A 19,902-nucleotide genomic window follows, 5' to 3' on the forward strand; every position below is an offset into this window, starting at 1 on the left:
GTCAGTCCGTTAATTGCACTGACTTAATTAGATCAAAGTCCCGGCCTCACGGCCAGGACTTTGTCAGCAGTCTGAAAGCGCCTCAGGGCGCTTTTTTTATTTATCCCGCATTAACCCAAATAAAAAAAGCAAATCGGAATTCACTATTTAAACTCCCTATTATCTAAGATGAATCCGATGGAAGCTTGCTGTTTTATCACACTTTTTTTAACCCTTTATTCAAAGTCGCTGTTTCTTTGAGCGAACGATCAAATTTAAGTGGCTTCACATCAAAAAAATATTCTCATCCTAAAAAACTTTGTGTAATACTTGTAACGCTACATGGAGATTAACTCAATCTAGAGGGTATTTATAATGAATCGTACTAAACTGGTACTGGGCGCGGTAATCCTGGCTTCTACTCTGCTGGCTGGTTGCTCCAGCAATGCTAAAATCGATCAGCTGTCTTCTGACGTTCAGACTCTGAACGCTAAAGTTGACCAGCTGAGCAACGACGTGAACGCAATCCGTTCCGACGTTCAGGCTGCTAAAGACGACGCAGCTCGCGCTAACCAGCGTTTGGACAACCAGGCTACTAAATACCGTAAGTAATAGTACCTGTGTTGAAATGGCGCACATTGTGCGCCATTTTTTTTGCCTGCGATTTACCCCGTTACTGAATCACTGCGTCGCCGTCGCCGCTCCCTCTTCATCACTCCCCGCTCCAGACGTCATCTCACGGTTTTGCACCGAAATCGTCCCCTGCGTAACCAGCTGACTGTCTTTATTTGCCGGGACAGCGACCGGATAACCCGCCCGACGATCCAGCGCCTTATCGATAATCGCCCGATCGCCACCGCCCTGCTCTATTGCCCCTGCAAGAGTCGCTGAAAATGAGATAGGCAGTGTCTGAGGGTTTTCCTCCTGCGCCTGCGTTAACGGGCGATGTACTTCGATAAAATGCCGGCCATCAGGCTCTATCGCATATTTTACCGGCTCATTGATGATGGCCACTCGGGTGCCGGTGGTGACCTGTGAGAACAGTGTCTCAATATCCGCCGCATTCATCCGCATACAGCCTGAACTGGCGCGTAGCCCCACGCTGTCAGGCGCGTTGGTGCCGTGGATAAGGTATTCACCGTTACCAATGCCTAAACGCAGCGCAAAACGTCCCAGCGGGTTATTTGGCCCTGCGGGTACAACGGGCGGCAGCGTGATGCCCATCGCCTGTGAACGGGCGCGAATACCCGCTGTAGGTGTCCAGGTCGGATTAGGGATCTTCTGACTCACCCGGGTAACGCTCACCGGCGTCTCAAGCCCGAGCTGGCCAATACCCAGCGGGAAGACCTGAACAATATTTTTACCAGGCGGGAAATAGTAGAGCCGCAGTTCAGTAAGGTTGACCACAATCCCTTCGCGCGGCGTATCCGGCAGCAGCATTTGCGACGGAATAGTCACCTGGGTTCCGGGGCCTGGTACCGGCGCAATGGTGTTATTGGCAGCAAGAATAAGCATTGCCCCGGTGTCGAAACGCCGGGCGATAGCCTGCAGATTCTTATCTCCGCTTTGTACGGTGTAAGTCTGGTTTTGCCCGATAAGGCGACTACCCGGCGCAGGAAGAGGATAATCTACCGCCCAGGCTGCGTGTGAGGCGCTGTACGCGCCGATAAGACTTATTATGATGAGTGACGCGCGTTTCATGAGAAAGCTCCTGTATCGACGGCACAGGCCGAAAACGGAAAGCCAGCGAGGCGGCAAACCACCTCGCATAACAGGATGAAAGCTGTCTGTTGAGTTTAGCTAATGTTGTGAGCTTTGGTGCGAATTGCGCGGATCATCGCTTCAAGCCCCTGCGAGCGGGAAGGCGTAAGGTGTTGAGTCAGGGACATCTTTTCAAACCACGGCCGGACATCGAATGCCACAATGTCCTGCGCCGTCATCTGCTGGTACAGAATGAAAACCACCGCAATCAGTCCTTTCACGATAGCCGCGTCACTGTCGCCCGATAATTTAATCACACCATCATCACCAGGTTGCATAATAATCCAGACCTGACTTTGACAGCCCTGAATAATATTGGCCGGGATCCGCGCACTCTCATCTAAAGGCGATAAACGCTGACCCAACTCAATAATATACAGATACTTCTCTTCCCAGTTGCTACAGCGTTCCAGATTGCGCAGAAGCTTCTCTTTATCCGGTAATACAGCCATCTCGTTTCTCTCTTAACCCAACAACTGATGGATGCGTTTCAGGCCAGCTACCAGACGATCCACCTCTTCCTGCGTGTTATACATCACAAGCGATGCGCGGCACATTGCCGGGACATTGTAAAATGCCATCAGCGGCATGGCGCAGTGGTGACCGGTCCGCACCGCCACCCCATAATTATCGAGGAAGCTTCCCACATCGTAGGCATGGTGTTTACCCAGATTAAAGGCGATAACCCCCAACCGCTGCGCCGGACCGTACAGCGTCAAATCCGGTACCCCGGCCAGCGCCTGCAAGGCATAATCCATCAGCGACTGCTCATAGCGAGCGATATTGTCCATGCCAAGCGCACTGACGTAATCAATCGCCGCCCCCAGGCCGATAATGCCGCCGGTGTTGGGGGATCCTGCTTCAAAGCGCCACGGCGCTTTAGCATAAGTCGTACCTTCGGTCAGGCTGACGGTGGCAATCATCGCTCCCCCGCCTTCCCAGGGCGGCATAGCCTGCAGGATGTTCTCTTTCACATACAGCACGCCAATCCCCGTTGGCCCGTACAGCTTGTGCCCGGAAAAGAGGTAGAAATCACAGTCCATCGCCTGCACATCGACCTGGTGATGCATCACCGCCTGAGCGCCGTCGACCAGCACTTTGACACCGTGCTGATGGGCTAAAGCAATCATGTCTGCCACCGGGTTTTCGGTACCCAGCACGTTGGATACCTGAGTGATGGCCAACAGACGCGTGCGCCCGTCAATCAGTCCCGGCAGAGCATCCTGTTGCAGCGTGCCATCCTGATTAAGCGGGATCACGCGCAGTTCTGCGCCTGTACGCTCACACAGCATCTGCCAGGGCACAATGTTGGCGTGGTGCTCCATCGCACTGATGATGATGTTATCCCCCGCTCCGACCTGGCTGCCGCCCCAGCTATTGGCAACCAGATTGATGCCCTCCGTCGTGCCACGGACAAACACCAGTTCTTCCGCTGAACGGGCATTGAGGAAACCGGCTACCTGCTCACGGACTTTTTCCATCCGCTGTGTCGCTTCGGCACTGAGGGTATGGATGCCACGGTGTACCGCCGCATAGCCATGGCGGTAGAACTCGGCTTCCGCGTCAATCACCTGATTTGGCTTTTGCGCGCTGGCAGCGCTGTCAAGATAGGCCAGCGGCACACCATTAACTTCACGAGTCAGAAGCGGAAAGTCAGCCCGGACACGCTGAACCGGAAAACTCATGCGCGGCCTCCCACAAGACGTTGACCAATACGCGCCAGTATCTGTTGTTTCAGTGCCTCATCGCCAATGGCTTCGGTCAGCTCTGCGGCAAAGGCATAGATGATCATCTTCTGCGCGGCCTGCTGGTCAATACCACGGGAGCGCAAATAGAACATCTGCTCATCATCAATGCGACCGATGGTTGCACCGTGACTGCATTTGACGTCATCAGCATAGATTTCAAGCTGAGGCTTGGTATCCACTTCCGACAAACGGCCCAGCAACAGATTGTTGTTGGTCATCTGTCCGTCGGTCTTCAGCGCATGTTGCGCCACTTTAATCAGACCATTAAAGACGGCACGTCCCTTATCGTTGACGATCGTTTTGTGCAACTGGCGGCTGTTACAGTAGCCCTTGTTATGTTCAAGCCAGGTTCGGGTATCGCAGACTTCAGAATTCACCGGCATCACCAGACTGTTCATCCGCAGCGTGGTGTTTTCGCCGTTAAGCTGCGTGCTGGTATTGTGGCGCAATACCGCCCCGCCCAACAGGAAGCTATGGCTGTCTACTGACGCATCGCCTGCCAGACGAATATCATTGTGGGCAAAGTGGTAGCACTGCGGGTTTTCAAAAGCCATTTTGAAATGGTGCAGTTGGGCATTGGCCGCCACATCCATCGTCAAACGCGCGCCGGTAAAATGGCGATGGGCATTGAGGCTGACATAATGCTCATAGACCGTCGCCTCTGCGCCTTCGGCTAAAGAGATATGATGGCGATAATGCGCCGTATTCATCTCTTCCCCGTCCACGCCCTGCGTGATATACATCAACAGCAGGGTTCTTGCCGGACGCTGGTTGCGCGCGACCTGGATATGGGTCACCTGGTGGGCCAGGCTTTCGGTCAGGTGCAGAAACACATCCGGCTGAACCGGTGCGGCCAGCGGCTGCCTGTCATCATTAATGGTGATGCTAAAACCTGAACCGCTGGTGTCATCGCTTAAATCAGCATTGAAATAGCCATCGACAAACACCAGACGCAGTGCGTCGACCGGCAGCGTCAGCGCCCCACACTCAGCCTGAGTCAGCTCACCTTTGCGGGCAACAAATTCGCTGTTAAGCAGACCATCGAGCGGGGTGTATTTCCAGTTTTCATGCTTGCGAGTGGGCAACCCCAGACGCAGCATCTGTTGCAGATGCTGTTGTGCCTCTTCGCTGCGCGCTCCCCCCTGCGTTTCAAACAGATGGTGCCACTGTTGCAGTGCGTTACTGCTGTTCGGTAAGCCAGCCATAACCCTGCTCCTCCAGTTGCTTAACCAGCGTGAAATCACCGGATTTGACGATACGGCCCTGATACAGGACGTGCACGAAGTCAGGCTTGATATAATCAAGAATACGCTGATAGTGGGTGACGATGATAAAGGAGCGCTGCTCATCACGCAGGGCATTTACCCCTTCGGCAACGATTTTTAAGGCGTCAATGTCCAGCCCTGAGTCGGTTTCATCGAGGATACACAGATTCGGTTCCAGCACCGCCATTTGCAGGATGTCATTACGCTTTTTCTCACCACCGGAGAAGCCCACGTTGACGGAGCGGGTCAGCAAGTCTTCCGGCATTTTCAGCAGTTTGATCTTCTCTTCCATCAGGTCCTGGAAATCAAAGCGATCCAACGCATCCTGTTCGCGATACTTGCGTACGGCATTCAGTGCGGTTTGCAGGAAAAACTGATTACTGACCCCTGGAATTTCCACCGGATACTGGAAGGCCATAAATACCCCTTCTCCGGCCCTGTCTTCCGGGGAGAGTTCGAGCAGATCTTTGCCTTTGTACTCTACGCTGCCGCCGGTAACTTCATAATCTTCGCGTCCGGCGAGCGTCGCCGACAGCGTACTTTTACCCGAGCCATTCGGCCCCATAATGGCGTGAACCTCTCCCGGGCGAACCTCCAGGCTCAAGCCTCGCAGAATCTCTTTATCTTCAACGCTAACCTGTAGGTTTTTAATACTTAACATGTTTGTTCCTTAATTCTTAACCGACGCTGTGTTCGAGGCTGATGGCCAGCAATTTTTGCGCTTCGACGGCAAACTCCAGCGGTAGCTCAGAGAACACGTCCTTACAGAAGCCATTGACGATCATTGAGATGGCATCATCTTCACTGATACCACGTTGCAGGCAGTAGAAAAGCTGGTCTTCGCCAATGCGCGACGTTGTCGCTTCATGCTCAAGCTGGGCGCTGTTGTTACGGCATTCCACATACGGGAAGGTATGCGCGCCACAGTCCGGGCCAATCAGCATCGAGTCACACTGGGTAAAGTTACGCGCGTTGGTGGCGCTCGGCATGATCTTCACCAATCCACGGTAGCTGTTCTGGCTTTTCCCGGCGGAGATCCCTTTGGCGATGATGGTCGATTTGGTGTTCTTGCCGATATGGATCATCTTGGTGCCGGTATCGGCCTGCTGATGGCCGCTGGTCAGTGCCACGGAGAAGAACTCGCCAATGGAGTTATCGCCGCGCAAAATGCAGCTTGGGTACTTCCAGGTGATCGCCGAGCCGGTTTCAGACTGCGTCCAGGACATCTTGCTGTTTTCGCCTTCGCACAAGGCGCGCTTGGTCACGAAGTTAAGGATCCCGCCGGTGTTGTTATCGCCGGGGAACCAGTTCTGCACGGTGGAGTATTTCACTTCCGCATCACGGTGAATAATCACTTCCACGACCGCGGCATGCAGCTGGTAGCTGTCACGAACCGGGGCGGAACAGCCCTCGATATAACTGACGTAGCTGCCTTCATCGGCTACCAGAATGGTGCGTTCGAACTGCCCGGTCTTTTCCGCGTTAATGCGAAAATAGGTCGATAACTCCATCGGACAACGAACGCCTTTAGGGATATAGATAAAGGTTCCGTCAGACGCGACCGCCGCGTTCAGCGCCGCGAAGAAGTTGTCATTGGAGGGCACCACGGTGCCGAGGTATTTTTTCACCAGTTCCGGGTGGTCATGAATAGCCTCACCGAAAGAGCAGAAAATAATCCCTTGTTCAGAGAGTTTCTCCCGGTAAGTGGTGGCCACGGAAACGGAGTCAAAGATAGCGTCAACCGCCACTTCTTTGCCCTCACGCACCGGCACGCCGAGCTGGTTAAAGGCTTCTTCAACCTCTTCCGTCAGCCAGGCATTGGCCCCGCTTTGCTGCACGGCTCCTGGCTGCGATGCGCAGGTATCATCACAGCTCCCGCAGGATGGCGCAGAGTAGTAGCTGTAATCCTGGTAATCCAGTTTTTCGTACTGGGCTTTCAGCCAGTGCGGTTCTTCCATTTCAAGCCAGGCGCGAAACGCGTTCAGGCGGAACTCCAGCATCCATTCAGGTTCATTACGTTTAGCTGAAATGGCGCGTACCTCATCTTCGTTGATGCCTTTCGCCAGTTCATCAGTGTTCAGCCGGGTGAAAAAACCCTCTTTATAATTGAGGTTCCCGGTCCAGGTTTTGACATCGTCAGTTGCTTCAGTATTACGAGACATAGTACCGCCTATACCCCAAAGCTTTCGCCGCAGCCGCATTCGTTCTGGGCTTTCGGGTTATGGAATTTGAATAACTGGTTTAACCCTTCACGCACATAGTCCACTTCGGTTCCGTCAATAAACGGCATCGCCTGAAGTGGCACATACAGACGCGCGCCATCATTTTCAAACAGCAGGTCATCTTTGTCCGGTTCACTTACCGTATCCAGCACATAGCCAAAGCCCGCGCAGCCGGTTTGCTTGATGCCAAGACGCACGCCTAAAAGGCCAGGCTGCTTGCTGCAAAGGGCGCGAATATGTTCTGCTGCGCTGGGGCTCAATGTCAGCCCCCGCCAGATAAAATCGGCCGGATTAAACGTTTCTGATTGCGATTCCATGGGTCTACCTCATGTCATTAAGCCTGAAGGGCATAACACTATGTTAGTGATAATGATTATCACTTCAACCTCTATTCCGTAGGGTCATTCATACACTGCGTGTTTTTTCAGCACCTGTTATAAGCATAGACCCTGTGTCAACGCTTTACAGACAAGTGAAAAATTGTTTAATGAATTGATAAATAATGGCTATTTTTTGCCGCAGGCAATAAAAAGAAAAAGATTTAAAGATGCATAGGCAATGCCTATTTTTAAGATAGGAAGGTAAAAAAATCTGTGGTGTGAAACGGCGGTTCGGAAAGAAAAGTTATCTTGATCACAAAACAGGAGCTGACAGGGATGCTAATTATCCACTGCAAAAATAAGGGGATAATAGAAATGAAACACTGAAGCAAGGTTTCAGGCGCAGCCCTGAGGATGATAAGTCCGCGTCGTTGAGGCTGGATTATTAACCAGTTTTTCCGCTGACCGACGAGGGCGACTGACCAGTTCCCCGCCGCAATTGGGGCAACGCATCGCCAGTTTAGTGGCGCAATTACGACAAAACGTGCATTCGAAGGAGCAAATCAGCGCATCGGCCGAATCGCCTGGTAAGTCAGTATTGCAACATTCACACCCGGGCCTTAATTCCAGCATACGGCAGTCCTCAAAGTTAGCTTCACACCATTGGGAAACCGTTTAAGAAATAGCAGGTTTATTCGGCCACGAAAAGTGATTTCCAGGCTCGCGTTGAGGTCAACAGCAAGCCTGAGACGGTTCAGAGTTCGGATCAGGATTGCAGGGTCGCCAGACGGGCCGCAAAGCCCACGAAAAGCAAACCAATCAGTGAATTGCCCAGTCTGGCAAGACGCTTTCTGGTCTTCACCAACTGCGTGACGTACGAGCCCGAAATAATCAAAAAACTAAAATAAGAGATGCTGATCATTTCAAGCGTCACCCCCATGATAAAGAACGACATCCCCGGACTGGTGTAGTGGATATCAATAAACTGCACAAAAAAGGAGACATAAAACAGTATTGCCTTGGGATTGGTCAGGCTCAGCACCAGCGAACGTCTGAAGATATCCCCTTTGTGAACCTCATGCTCCTGCTCTGCTTTATTGGCGCGTAACAGCGTGCTGTAGAGCATTTTCAACCCCAGCCACAGCAGGTAGATAGCCCCAAGATAGCGCACAATGCTGAATAATAGCGGCGTTGTTTTAATCAGCGTCGCCACACCGGCATAAGCGAGGAACATCAATATGGCATCGCCAAGGAAGACCCCTGCCGCCGCCGTATAACCATTTTTTAAGCCGCCGGCAATGCTGGTTTTCAGAACAAAGAAGGTGTTGGGCCCTGGAACCAAAATAATAAAAATGGCGCCAATAACATAGGACCAGAAACTAATCACACCATATTCAGCAAACACAATTCCTCCCTGATACATCCACTTAACCCGAGTAAACCCCTATGCTACCGAAAGCCCTGCGATAAAAAAAGCTCGCCGCAGCGAGCTTTCCGGAAATAATATTTCGCTTTATTAATGATGCAGCATCTCATCCACCACTTCTTCTTTTTTCAACTGGTAAGGATAATAGGTTGGCCAGTTGTCCATCTCTTCCAGCAAGGCGGCCTGAGAGGTGTTGCCCATAAAAATGTGGTAGTGCGCGGATTTGCGTGGCGCGATGGTGTGATCGCTGAACTGGACAAATTTCGGCGCTTTGCTGCTGGCATCCTTACATTCGAACAGATAGCGCACGCCCTTCTTACCGGAGGTGTATGTCAGGATCTTGTAACCGGCGTAGTCGTACTTACAGCTGCTCACGTTGTCGCCGATATGGAATTCCATGACCCCATCTTCAATACCGATGGTGTCGACGTCCGTAATATAGCCTTTCTGGTAATAGGCTTTGATCTCTTCAAAGGATTTGCTCTTGTCCTTCTCCGCCTTCTTTTTAAACACCGGATCAAGATCGCCGCTGACCAGATAAGGATAAACGGACTGCCACACGCCGTCCCAGTCCGACAGATTTCTGTCTTTTACATCCTTGTTATCAAACACCCCTTCAGAGGCTTGTTGCTCCTTCTCCGTCAGCGGTGTGCCATGCGAATGATGTCCATGCGCGAATGCCTGACTGCTGACAAGCAGTGTACCCAGAAGGATTGCTGATTTACCCAAATGACGTGCCAAAGTGTAACCCTCTATCATTATTAATGAGTCGTAAATGTTATATTATAACATTACTCATTTCAACATAATGAAACTGAGTCTCTTTACTCATACTTCTGCTGCTTGAAATTTCAGCATCCCCTGCTATAAACCAGTGGTCGCATTTTAACCATTTCGTCATTTTGATGAGGTCATATTTCATGTCTATTGCTAAAGCACACAGCTTGAGTCAGGCGTATCTGATGCTTAATTCCGGAAAGCAGAACGAGGTTGAACTGGCATTTGACGTTGATGCAGATACCTTTTTTCAGCTCTCTGCGGAATATTGCGATCAAGGTGCAAAAATAACCCGTCATGACAATCACTTCGTCATCAAGTTAAAAGGGGTTGCCATTCCAGCCCTCGACTGACGTCAAAAAGCGCGGCATCCACCTGATAAATGCGTTTTCCGGGTTTTGCTTTTAGCATTGCGTGCGGTGGGTTCGCCCAATCGAGGTGACACCGATTGGGCAATATCATTTACAGGTATAACGAGGCTTCGCCCAGTGGACGCGTTTTAAAGCGGCGATGGATCCAGAGGTACTGTTCCGGGGCGCGCATGATCTCCTGCTCAATCACCCTGTTGATATAGCGTGCTGCTTCGTATTCATCCTGCGACGGATAATCCGTCAACGCCTTACCGATATGCAACCGATAGCCAGAGCGATCGGTTTTGCGAACCATGGTAACTGTCAGCATATGTGCGCCCGACAGGCGTGAGAGCACATAGGTCCCGTTGGTGGTCGCGGCACTGACAACGGAGAAGAACGGAGCAAAGGTACTGCCCTTGCGCCCATAATCCTGATCCGGGGCAAACCAAACGGCTTCGCCTTTTCTCAGTTCACTGACCAGCCCTTTCAGATTGCGGCGGTCGATCATCGATTTATTCGAACGCATGCGGCCACGGGTTTGCACCCACTCCATCAGCGCGTTGTTATGCGGCCGATAGGTGGCCATCATGGGCTGACACAGTCCCATGACGCGCCCGCCCAGTTCAAGGGACATAAAGTGGACACCCACCACCATTACGCCTTTGCGGTCAGCCTGAGCATCAAGCAGATTCTGGTATCCTTCAACGTCAAACCAACGGCGTACGCGTCTGTCCGGCCAGAACCAGGCCATACCGGTTTCGAATAACCCCATCCCCAGCGCTCTGAAGTTTTTTTCGATCATCACTTCGCGTTTTTCGGCGCTCATCTCCGGGAAGCACAATTCAAGATTACGTCGGGCAATACGTTCACGACGTTTGAGAAAGGGTCGGGAGAGTTTCCCGAGGGTTTCGCCAAGTCGGGACAGGACGGGATAGGGAAGTTGAACGAGCAACCAGAGCAGCCCAAGACCAGACCAGGTCACCCAGTGACGCGGATGCTGAAACGCGATGTTAAATGAACTACGCATGCTTATTTATTACCTTAAAGCCTGAAAAATGTAGCGCTTAAGGAAACAATGAATCCGGTCATTAGGTCTTTATGCGTTACAGCGCCACACACCAATAAATGGTGGTGTTATGAGATATATCTAAAGCGCAATATAGCACAGACAGCTAAATTAGCCGTGTAAAGAATGATGAAGATAGTATGAATTTTTACGGCAGGTATAACCTGCCGCAATTAACACTAAATTATCGCCGTTGTCAGACGCGATGAACAGCAAAGCTTGTTCTGTTCATCAAAGATATCAATCTGCCAGACCTGATGACGCTTCCCCGTATGCAGTGCGCGGCATACGCCGCGCACGCGCCCGGATCTTACCGAACGAAGATGGTTGGCATTAACCTCCACGCCAACCACCTGCTGTTCGCCGTCCGTGCATAAATACCCTGCCACCGAGCCTAAGGTTTCAGCCAGTACCACCGAGGCACCGCCGTGTAGCAGGCCAAAGGGCTGATGGGTACGGCTGTCCACTGGCATACTGGCTTCCAGCGCATCCTCACTGATGCGCTCAAAACGAATATCCAGCAGGCTGACCATATTGCCCTCACCCATGCTGTTGAGTGCTTCGAGGGTAACTGCACGTTTCCAGATCATCCAATTATCTCCAGTAGCGCCTGTAGAGGATGGCGAACGCCATTCCCTTCCACTCGTTTCACCTGGCTGCGACAGGAATAGCCAGCGGCAAGGCAGCGGCTGCGTGGCAAACGCTGCATTGCCTGATGCCAGGAGAGTTCATAGATGCCAAGAGAATTGGCATGGTTTTTCACTTCGTGACCGTAGGTTCCTGCCATGCCGCAACAACCGACACTGACATTTTCCAGTTTCGCGCCCAGACGGGCAAAAATGCCCGCCCACTGTCCCGGCGAGGTCGGCAACGCCGTCACTTCGGTACAGTGGCCGAACAGATACCAGGGCTCGCCGCCAGGCGTTCGCGCTTCAACGCCATCAAGCGCCAGCGACAGCCATTCATGCACCAGCATGACATGGAAGTCACCGCGTTTATCGCCAAGTACCTGTTTGTACTCGTCGCGATAACAAAGCACCAGCGCCGGATCAACACCTACCATCGGCATCCCGAGTTGCGCAACGCGATTGAGGAAGTCGGATGTTTTTTGCGCGGTTCTGGCAAAGCGGTGCAGGAATCCTTTGATGTGCTGCGCTTTACCGTTGGGTGAGAACGGCAGCACGACCGGTTGCAGCCCCAGTTTTTCCACCAGACGGACAAAGTCGCTCACCACCTGCGCATCGTAGTAGCTGGTAAAGGGATCCTGAACCACCAGCACGGTTTTCGCTTTTTGTTCGTCACTGAGCAGCTCAAGTTGCTCAAGCGTAAGATTAGCGGAGGCGTGCCCCACCATCTGGCGCTGGAGCGACGGCGTGGACAGCAGCGGCAAATCCACCATGCCAATATGTTTTTTCGACAGTGAACGCACCCATGGCTGACTCAAAAAGAAGTTAAAGGTCTTCGGCGCCCTGGCCATCAGGGGAGCATACATTTCCACGCTCGCCACCAGATGATCGCGCATCGGGCGCAGGTAACGCGTGTGGTAGAGTTGCAGGAAACGGGAACGGAAATCCGGGACGTCAATCTTGATCGGGCACTGGGTCGAACAGGCTTTACAGGCCAGACAACCGGACATTGCTTCTTTCACTTCATGGGAAAAATCATATTCCCCTTTCCGCGCATGCCAGCTGTTACGGGTGCGCTCAATTAAGGTGCGCAGGCTGGCGCGTTTTTCCGGCATCTCTTTTTCGAGCTTCACCGGATCCACACCGCGATCGGCCAGCAAACGCAGCCATTCACGCACCAGGGTTGCACGTCCTTTGGGAGAGTGAATGCGATAGCCAGATATTTTCATCGACGGACACATCGGGCTTTTCACATCGAAGTTAAAGCACAGGCCGTTACCGTTACACTCCATGGCGCCACGCCAGGAAGTACGCACCGCGATGGGGATCTGCCTGTCAAAGTTGCCGCGCTTCACGTCATCCACCTGCTTCATGGGGGCATCCACACCTTCCGGCGGGCAGATTTTCCCAGGATTCAGACGGTTGTGCGGATCGAAGGCCGCCTTAACCTTGCGTAACTCGCCGTACAATTGCTCGCCAAAGAAGGCCGGGCTGTACTCGGCGCGGAACCCCTTGCCGTGTTCACCCCACAGCAGGCCGCCATATTTGGCCGTCAGCGCCACCACGTCATCAGAGATTGATTTCATCAGGATCTCTTGCTGCGGGTCACACATATCAAGTGCCGGACGTACGTGCAGTACCCCGGCATCAACATGGCCAAACATGCCATAGCTCAGGCCGTGACTGTCGAGCAGGGCACGAAATTCAACGATGTAGTCAGCCAGATGCTCCGGCGGCACACAGGTATCTTCAGCGAAGGGGATCGGCTTGGCCGCACCTTTCGCGTTACCCAGCAGGCCGACGGCTTTTTTACGCATCGCATAGATACGCTCGATTCCGGCAAGATCGTCGCAAATCTGCCAGCCGATGACCCCGCCCTCGCCTTGCGCCATCAGGGTATCCAGACGCGCGCACAGCGAAGTGACCTGGCTGTCGATAAGCTCACCATCATCCCCGGCAAATTCGACGATGTTCAGGCCGAGCAGCGTTTTGTCCGGCACGTCAGTAATCAGCTCTTTGACGGAATGCCAGACGATATCTTCCCGCGCCAGATTGAGTACTTTCGAGTCCACGGTTTCCACCGACAGCGCACGCGCATCCACCATAAATGGCGCATTGCGCAGCGCTGAATCGAAGGAGTCATATTTAACATTCACCAGCCGACGCACTTTGGGCAGACGGGTAATGTCAAGCCGAGCTTCGGTGATAAATGCCAGCGTACCTTCCGACCCGGTCAGTATCCGGGTCAGGTCGAATTCGGTCATCTCATCATTGAAGACATGCCGTAAATCATAACCGGTAAGGAAACGGTTGAGTTTCGGGAATTTCTCGATGATCAGTTCACGATTATCCCGGCAACGCTCAAACACCGTCCGGTAAATCCGCCCGACGGCCGTATTTGCCTGACCCAGCGTCTGAGCAAGCTCTACGGGTACCGGCTGCGTATCGAGAATGTCACCGCCTAATAAGACAGCCCGCACCCCCAGCACGTGATCGGAGGTTTTACCGTACACCAGCGAGCCCTGCCCGGAGGCATCAGTGTTGATCATCCCTCCAAGCGTGGCGCGGTTACTGGTGGACAGCTCCGGGGCAAAGAAATAGCCGTAAGGTTTGAGATACTGGTTAAGTTGGTCTTTAATCACCCCCGCTTCCACCCGCACCCACCCTTCTTCCGGATTGATTTCCAGAATGCGGTTCATGTAGCGCGACATATCGACAATGATGCCCTGGTTCAACGCCTGGCCATTGGTGCCGGTTCCACCGCCGCGTGGGGTGAAGATTAACGACTGGAAACGTGGCTGCGCAGCGAGCTGCGTAATTAAAGCAACGTCAGAAGTGGAACGGGGGAAAACGACCGCATCGGGCAACAGCTGGTAAATGCTGTTATCCGTCGCCATAGTTAGCCTGTCGGCATAACTTGTGGCGGTGTCGCCGGTAAAACCTTGTTGCTCCAGTGCCTGTAAAAAGTTCAGCACCAATTGAACGACGCCTGGTGCCTGAGAAATCTGTGGGATCATTACTCTTGACCCTGCCTGACTGTTAGAGTTGTGAATAGTTAATCGTTTGCTTGCAGCATTGACCGTTGTATCACATTTTTTTCTTATACGCCCACCAGAATTATGGGCAGAATCTGACTGTCCAAAATCGCTGAAATCATTAATCATTACCGGTGTTGATTTCGTATCACTCTTACAAAGGTAAAACGTTCAATGACTTTTCAACAGCAATCCAGGGATGTGCCACAGGTAATGCTGTCGGTGCTGTTCTTAGCCCTTATGATCATCGCTTGTTTGTGGGTAGTTCAGCCCTTTATCCTTGGTTTCGCCTGGGCTGGCACCGTGGTCATTGCCACCTGGCCGGTGCTTATTCGCGTCCAGCGTATCCTTTTTGGTCGCCGTTCGCTGGCCGTACTGGCGATGACCCTGATGCTGACATTGGTATTTATTATTCCGGTCGCTCTGCTCGTTAACAGTCTGGTCGATACCAGCGGGCCGGTTATCAGCGGGATAACGTCGGGTGCGCTTACCCCGCCTGAACTGGACTGGCTGAACAGCATTCCACTGATTGGCGATAAACTCTACCGGGGCTGGCATAGCCTTCTGGATATGGGCGGCAGCGCTATCCTTGCCAAGGTACGTCCCTACGTTGGCAGCACCACGACCTGGTTTGTTGGGCAGGCGGCGCATATTGGCCGTTTGCTGCTCCACTGTGGCCTGATGTTGTTGTTTAGCGCACTGCTTTACTGGCGAGGAGAGCGTGTGGCCGAAGGGATCCGCCACTTTGCCTTTCGTCTGGCGGCACAGCGCGGTGATGCCGCCGTCGTACTGGCCGGCCAGGCCATTCGTGCGGTTGCGCTGGGCGTGGTCGTGACCGCGCTGGTGCAGGCCGTACTCGGTGGTATTGGTCTCGCCATTAGCGGCATTCCTTACGCGACGCTGTTTACGGTAGTGATGCTGATGACCTGTCTGGTGCAACTTGGCCCCCTTATCGTGCTGATACCCGCCGTTATCTGGCTCTACTGGAGCGGTGATTCGACCTGGGGCACGGTACTACTGGTCTGGAGCTGCGTGGTAGGTACGCTCGATAACTTTATCCGCCCGATGCTGATACGTATGGGCGCGGACTTACCGCTGATCCTGATCCTCTCAGGGGTCATTGGCGGATTGATCGCCTTCGGCATGATTGGCCTGTTTATTGGTCCGGTACTGCTGGCGGTAAGCTGGAGGCTTTTCTCCGCATGGGTCAATGAAGTGCCTGTACCTGCCCCGTCCGGCAATCCCGACGCGGGGAGCGCCCCGCAAAGCGACGAGTTGCCACGCTGATGAGAGCCGCCCCGGCCCGGGTGAAGGCATAAACGCTTTCTCCTGGCCGGGGAATATTAAGCCCCGCTAATCAATTAATTTATCCGCAACCCTTTTCCTCGCTGTTTACCGGCAAAACCCGCGCAAAATCTTCAAGGCTGTTTAACTAATGAGACGAATCTGATCGACGCAAAAAATCGGGATGCCTACTATTAGGTCACGGTTATAAATCAACGCATTGATTTATAAGCATGGAAATCCCCTGAGTGAAACAATGAATTGCTGTGTGTAGTCTTTGCCCATCTCCCACGATGGGCTTTTTTTTATCTTTTTCCTGCCGCCTTCAGACGTAAAAAAACCCCATGACCGTAGCCACAGGGTTTGTCATTACGCCAGCTTATTTCTGCAATTCAGCCAGGCTCAACCAGGTTTGTACCACCGTGTCCGGGTTCAGAGAAAGGCTGTCAATCCCTTCGTCCATCAACCATGCCGCGAAATCTTCATGGTCAGATGGCCCCTGCCCACAAATGCCGACATACTTGCCGTGCTTCTTCGCCGCACGGATCGCCATCGACAGCAGAGCCTTCACCGCCTCATTGCGTTCATCGAACAATTCCGAAACCACACCGGAGTCACGATCCAGCCCCAACGCCAGCTGCGTCATATCGTTTGAGCCAATAGAGAAGCCGTCAAAGTATTCGAGGAACTGTTCGGCCAGCAGCGCATTCGACGGGATCTCGCACATCATGATGATTTTCAGTCCGTTCTCGCCGCGTTTCAGCCCCTGGCGCGCCAGTTCATCCACCACCGCTTTGGCCTGCGCAACGGTACGCACGAACGGCACCATGATTTCCACATTGGTCAGGCCCATTTCGTTGCGCACACCCTTAACGGCGTCACATTCGAGGGCGAAGCAATCGCGGAAACTGTCCGCAACATAACGTCCTGCGCCACGGAAGCCCAGCATCGGGTTCTCTTCTTCCGGCTCGTAACGTTCGCCCCCGACCAGGTTGGCGTACTCGTTCGATTTAAAGTCCGAGAGGCGCACAATCACCCGTTTCGGCCAGAACGCCGCCCCCAGCGTGGAGATGCCTTCAGTCAGACGGCCAACGTAGAACTCTTTCGGCGAATCATAGCCTTTCATCAGCTCGCGGATCTCGCTTTGCACCTTCGCATCCTGCTCTTCGAACTCCAGCAAGGCACGTGGATGCACGCCAATCATACGGTTGATAATAAATTCAAGGCGCGCAAGTCCGACCCCTTCGTTCGGCAGACAGGCAAAATCGAATGCTCTGTCCGGGTTGCCGACGTTCATCATGATCTTCAGCGGCAGCGGCGGCATTTCCTCAATGCTTGAGCTCTTCACGCTGAAGTCCAGCATCTCGGCGTAAACATAGCCCGTATCACCTTCCGCACAGGAGACGGTGACTTTCTCCCCCTCTTTGATGCGATCCGTTGCATCGCCACAGCCGACGACAGCCGGAATGCCCAACTCACGAGCGATAATCGCCGCATGGCAGGTACGGCCGCCGCGATTGGTCACAATCGCCGAGGCCTTTTTCATGATCGGTTCCCAGTCCGGGTCGGTCATGTCAGTCACCAGCACATCGCCAGGCTCAATGCGGTTCATTTCGCTGATGTCCTGGAGGACTTTCACCGGGCCGGCGCCAATACGCTGACCAATAGCACGGCCTTCGGCAATGATTTTACCCTGCGCATGCAGCGTATAGCGCTCCATGACCTTGCTGCGTGAGCGGACAGTTTCCGGACGCGCCTGTACAATAAACAGTTTGCCGGTATGCCCATCTTTCGCCCATTCGATATCCATCGGACGGGCGTAATGTTTTTCAATTTGCACGGCCTGTTTCGCCAGCGCCAGAACCTCGGCATCGGTCAGAGAGAAACGGTCGCGGGCCGCCTGTTCAACATCTTCAATTCGCACCTGCTTGCCGTGCTCCTGGGTCGGGGCATAGACCATACGGATCTTTTTCGATCCCATAGTGCGGCGTACAATGGCCGGGCGATCGGCCGCGAGGGTCGGCTTGTGAACATAAAACTCATCCGGGTTAACCGCGCCCTGCACCACCATCTCTCCCAGACCAAAGGCCGAGGTGATAAACACCACCTGATCAAAGCCCGATTCGGTATCAATGGAGAACATCACCCCGGCAGAGCCGATATCTGAGCGCACCATCCGCTGGACTCCGGCGGAGAGCGCCACGCCACGATGGTCATACCCCTGGTGAACACGATAGGAGATAGCCCTGTCGTTGAACAAAGAGGCAAAGACGTGTTTCACCGCCACCAGCACCGCGTCATAGCCCTGCACATTGAGGAAGGTTTCCTGCTGACCGGCAAATGAGGCATCGGGCATATCTTCCGCCGTCGCAGACGAGCGCACCGCAAAGGAGGCCTTGTCGTCATCGGCAGAGAGCTGTGCATACGCGGCGTGAATAGCCTCTTCGAAAGCAGGCTGGAAAGGAGTATCGACAATCCACTGACGGATCTGCGTACCGGCTTTCGCCAGCTCGCTAACATCGTCGATGTCTGTTTTATCCAGCAGGTCATAGATGCGCTGGTTCAGACCACTTTGTTCCAGAAACTGGTTAAAGGCATCGGCAGTGGTCGCAAAACCATTGGGCACGGAAACGCCCATACCAGACAGGTTAGTAATCATTTCACCAAGGGAGGCATTTTTGCCTCCAACCCTGTCTACATCATTCATGCCGAGTTGGTCATACCAAAGCACCAGCGGAGACGAGCCATGATTGGACATCGAAACAATCCTTTTGTGATATTTAAATGGGTAATTAACGCTCGGACTACTAAATCATCCTGGCATAATTATTCCGCTGAAAAAAACGGTGAATCGTTCAAGCAATTTTATTTTTCAACTTTTCGGACAGTTTACCGCCGTTTTCTAACTCATTGATTATCATCGCAGCAGTACAACCTTTTTTTTAATGTGGCATTAATGAAAGTGAACTACACTTTTCATTAAAAATAAAAATAGCGTTTCATTTTAGAAAACAGAAAAAGTCTCTACGCAGAACCGGAACTTTAATTTATGCTTTCAGTTAATTACCCAAACGATCAGGATGAGCATAATGGACAGCGCTGTTGACAGGCAGGTGTTTTATATTTCCGATGGTACCGCTATCACTGCTGAAGTATTAGGCCATGCGGTGATGTCGCAGTTTCCGGTGTCCATCAACAGTATTACGCTGCCCTTTGTTGAGAATGAAAGCCGCGCCAGAGCAGTAAAAGAGCAGATTGATGCTATTTATCAGCAATCCGGCATCAGGCCTTTGGTATTTTATTCCATCGTATTGCCGGAAATCCGCACGATTATTTTACAGTGTGAAGGTTTTTGCCAGGATATCGTTCAGGCGCTGGTTGCTCCTTTGCAACAGGAATTAAAGTTAGAGCCGACACCTATTGCTCATCGCACCCATGGGTTAAATCCTGGCAACCTCATTAAATATGATGCCCGGATTGCCGCCATTGATTACACACTGGCACATGATGATGGTATTTCATTGCGCAACCTGGATCAGGCTCAGGTGATTTTATTGGGTGTTTCTCGCTGCGGTAAAACCCCCACAAGTCTTTATCTGGCGATGCAATTTGGTATTCGTGCAGCGAATTATCCTTTTATTGCTGATGACATGGATAATTTGATTTTGCCTGCCGCACTGAAGCCGTTACAGCATAAACTATTTGGTCTGACCATTAATCCTGAACGTCTTGCCGCCATCCGTGAAGAGCGCCGGGAGAACAGCCGCTACGCTTCCATGCGCCAGTGCCGCATGGAAGTCACCGAAGTGGAAGCGCTTTACCGCAAGAATCAAATCCCCTGGCTCAACAGCACCAACTACTCCGTTGAGGAGATGGCGACCAAAATTCTCGATATTATGGGGCTCAGTCGCCGCATGTACTAACAGGCTAGTACACGAGGTCTGTTTTTGCTATTATGCAGGCCTTGGATGTGACACCTGGCACACCTGCTTATTGAATAAAGTACGGATTGGTTTAAGGTGTGGCATCGCCTTCGGCAT

18 protein-coding genes and 1 other RNA gene are annotated in these 19,902 nt (G+C 52.6%); 5 read left to right on the top strand and 14 right to left on the bottom strand.

Features of this window, described 5'->3' with window-relative positions:
- Nucleotides 1-354: 354 nt before the first annotated feature.
- Entirely contained in the window at nt 355-591 is a 237-nt protein-coding gene (locus ACSZO4_RS11485) for a major outer membrane lipoprotein (RefSeq protein ID WP_437430426.1), read from the top strand.
- Nucleotides 592-660: 69 nt separating this feature from the next.
- On the opposite strand, the gene ldtE is transcribed toward ACSZO4_RS11485, so the two are convergent.
- The 10 genes from ldtE to zinT form a co-directional block, all read right to left on the bottom strand.
- A complete protein-coding gene (gene ldtE / locus ACSZO4_RS11490) occupies nt 661-1,680 on the bottom strand; it encodes a L,D-transpeptidase LdtE (RefSeq protein WP_437889054.1) in 1,020 nt (339 codons plus the stop codon).
- A gap of 95 nt (nt 1,681-1,775) precedes the next feature.
- Nucleotides 1,776-2,192, bottom strand: coding sequence for a cysteine desulfuration protein SufE (gene sufE, locus ACSZO4_RS11495; RefSeq protein WP_437889055.1), 417 nt, complete (start codon nt 2,190-2,192; stop codon nt 1,776-1,778).
- 12 nt (nt 2,193-2,204) lie between these two features.
- Entirely contained in the window at nt 2,205-3,425 is a 1,221-nt protein-coding gene (gene sufS / locus ACSZO4_RS11500; protein WP_437889056.1) for a cysteine desulfurase SufS, read from the bottom strand.
- Entirely contained in the window at nt 3,422-4,693 is a 1,272-nt protein-coding gene (gene sufD / locus ACSZO4_RS11505) for a Fe-S cluster assembly protein SufD (protein ID WP_437889057.1), read from the bottom strand. The genes sufS and sufD overlap by 4 nt, the downstream gene beginning before the upstream one ends.
- Entirely contained in the window at nt 4,668-5,414 is a 747-nt protein-coding gene (sufC, locus tag ACSZO4_RS11510) for a Fe-S cluster assembly ATPase SufC (protein ID WP_437889058.1), read from the bottom strand. The genes sufD and sufC overlap by 26 nt, the downstream gene beginning before the upstream one ends.
- Before the next feature lie 16 nt (nt 5,415-5,430).
- Nucleotides 5,431-6,915 (bottom strand): Fe-S cluster assembly protein SufB, encoded by a 1,485-nt coding sequence (sufB, locus tag ACSZO4_RS11515; protein ID WP_437889059.1) that lies wholly within the window; start codon nt 6,913-6,915, stop codon nt 5,431-5,433.
- Between the two features lie 8 nt (nt 6,916-6,923).
- The gene (sufA, locus tag ACSZO4_RS11520; protein WP_437889060.1) at nt 6,924-7,292 is read right to left on the bottom strand and encodes a Fe-S cluster assembly scaffold SufA; all 369 of its coding nucleotides are present in this window, start codon (nt 7,290-7,292) and stop codon (nt 6,924-6,926) included.
- 399 nt (nt 7,293-7,691) lie between these two features.
- Nucleotides 7,692-7,928 carry a DUF1272 domain-containing protein gene (locus ACSZO4_RS11525; RefSeq protein WP_437889061.1) on the bottom strand — a complete coding sequence of 79 codons (237 nt, stop codon included), beginning with the start codon at nt 7,926-7,928 and terminating at the stop codon, nt 7,692-7,694.
- A 133-nt stretch (nt 7,929-8,061) separates the two neighbouring features.
- A complete protein-coding gene (gene leuE / locus ACSZO4_RS11530) occupies nt 8,062-8,700 on the bottom strand; it encodes a leucine efflux protein LeuE (protein WP_437889063.1) in 639 nt (212 codons plus the stop codon).
- Nucleotides 8,701-8,811: 111 nt separating this feature from the next.
- The gene (gene zinT / locus ACSZO4_RS11535; RefSeq protein ID WP_437889064.1) at nt 8,812-9,462 is read right to left on the bottom strand and encodes a metal-binding protein ZinT; all 651 of its coding nucleotides are present in this window, start codon (nt 9,460-9,462) and stop codon (nt 8,812-8,814) included.
- Between the two features lie 179 nt (nt 9,463-9,641).
- Here zinT and ACSZO4_RS11540 point away from each other — a divergent pair, with 179 nt between their 5' ends.
- Nucleotides 9,642-9,851 carry a hypothetical protein gene (locus tag ACSZO4_RS11540; RefSeq protein WP_437889065.1) on the top strand — a complete coding sequence of 70 codons (210 nt, stop codon included), beginning with the start codon at nt 9,642-9,644 and terminating at the stop codon, nt 9,849-9,851.
- Nucleotides 9,852-9,960: 109 nt separating this feature from the next.
- On the opposite strand, the gene lpxP is transcribed toward ACSZO4_RS11540, so the two are convergent.
- From lpxP to ydiJ, 3 genes are all read right to left on the bottom strand, one after another.
- Nucleotides 9,961-10,878 carry a kdo(2)-lipid IV(A) palmitoleoyltransferase gene (gene lpxP / locus ACSZO4_RS11545; protein WP_437889066.1) on the bottom strand — a complete coding sequence of 306 codons (918 nt, stop codon included), beginning with the start codon at nt 10,876-10,878 and terminating at the stop codon, nt 9,961-9,963.
- Between the two features lie 218 nt (nt 10,879-11,096).
- Entirely contained in the window at nt 11,097-11,507 is a 411-nt protein-coding gene (menI, locus tag ACSZO4_RS11550; RefSeq protein ID WP_437889068.1) for a 1,4-dihydroxy-2-naphthoyl-CoA hydrolase, read from the bottom strand.
- Nucleotides 11,504-14,560: a D-2-hydroxyglutarate dehydrogenase YdiJ gene (ydiJ, locus tag ACSZO4_RS11555; RefSeq protein WP_437889069.1), complete on the bottom strand. Its 3,057-nt coding sequence runs from the start codon at nt 14,558-14,560 to the stop codon at nt 11,504-11,506. Before ydiJ ends, menI begins: the two co-directional genes overlap by 4 nt.
- A gap of 192 nt (nt 14,561-14,752) precedes the next feature.
- On the opposite strand from ydiJ, the gene ydiK reads away from it, so the two are divergent.
- Both ydiK and rprA read left to right on the top strand, forming a co-directional pair.
- Nucleotides 14,753-15,865 carry an AI-2E family transporter YdiK gene (gene ydiK, locus ACSZO4_RS11560; RefSeq protein ID WP_437889070.1) on the top strand — a complete coding sequence of 371 codons (1,113 nt, stop codon included), beginning with the start codon at nt 14,753-14,755 and terminating at the stop codon, nt 15,863-15,865.
- 198 nt (nt 15,866-16,063) lie between these two features.
- Nucleotides 16,064-16,171, top strand: an RNA gene (gene rprA, locus ACSZO4_RS11565) — antisense sRNA RprA.
- 70 nt (nt 16,172-16,241) lie between these two features.
- Here the strand turns inward: rprA and ppsA are convergent.
- Entirely contained in the window at nt 16,242-18,620 is a 2,379-nt protein-coding gene (gene ppsA / locus ACSZO4_RS11570) for a phosphoenolpyruvate synthase (RefSeq protein WP_437889071.1), read from the bottom strand.
- 331 nt (nt 18,621-18,951) lie between these two features.
- Here ppsA and ppsR point away from each other — a divergent pair, with 331 nt between their 5' ends.
- On the top strand, nt 18,952-19,785 hold the full coding sequence (gene ppsR / locus ACSZO4_RS11575) for a posphoenolpyruvate synthetase regulatory kinase/phosphorylase PpsR (RefSeq protein WP_437889072.1): 834 nt from the start codon (nt 18,952-18,954) through the stop codon (nt 19,783-19,785).
- Nucleotides 19,786-19,902: the final 117 nt, after the last annotated feature.

Origin of the sequence: Phytobacter sp. V91, assembly GCF_965644225.1 — a bacterium.
Lineage (GTDB): Bacteria > Pseudomonadota > Gammaproteobacteria > Enterobacterales > Enterobacteriaceae > CBFFRJ01.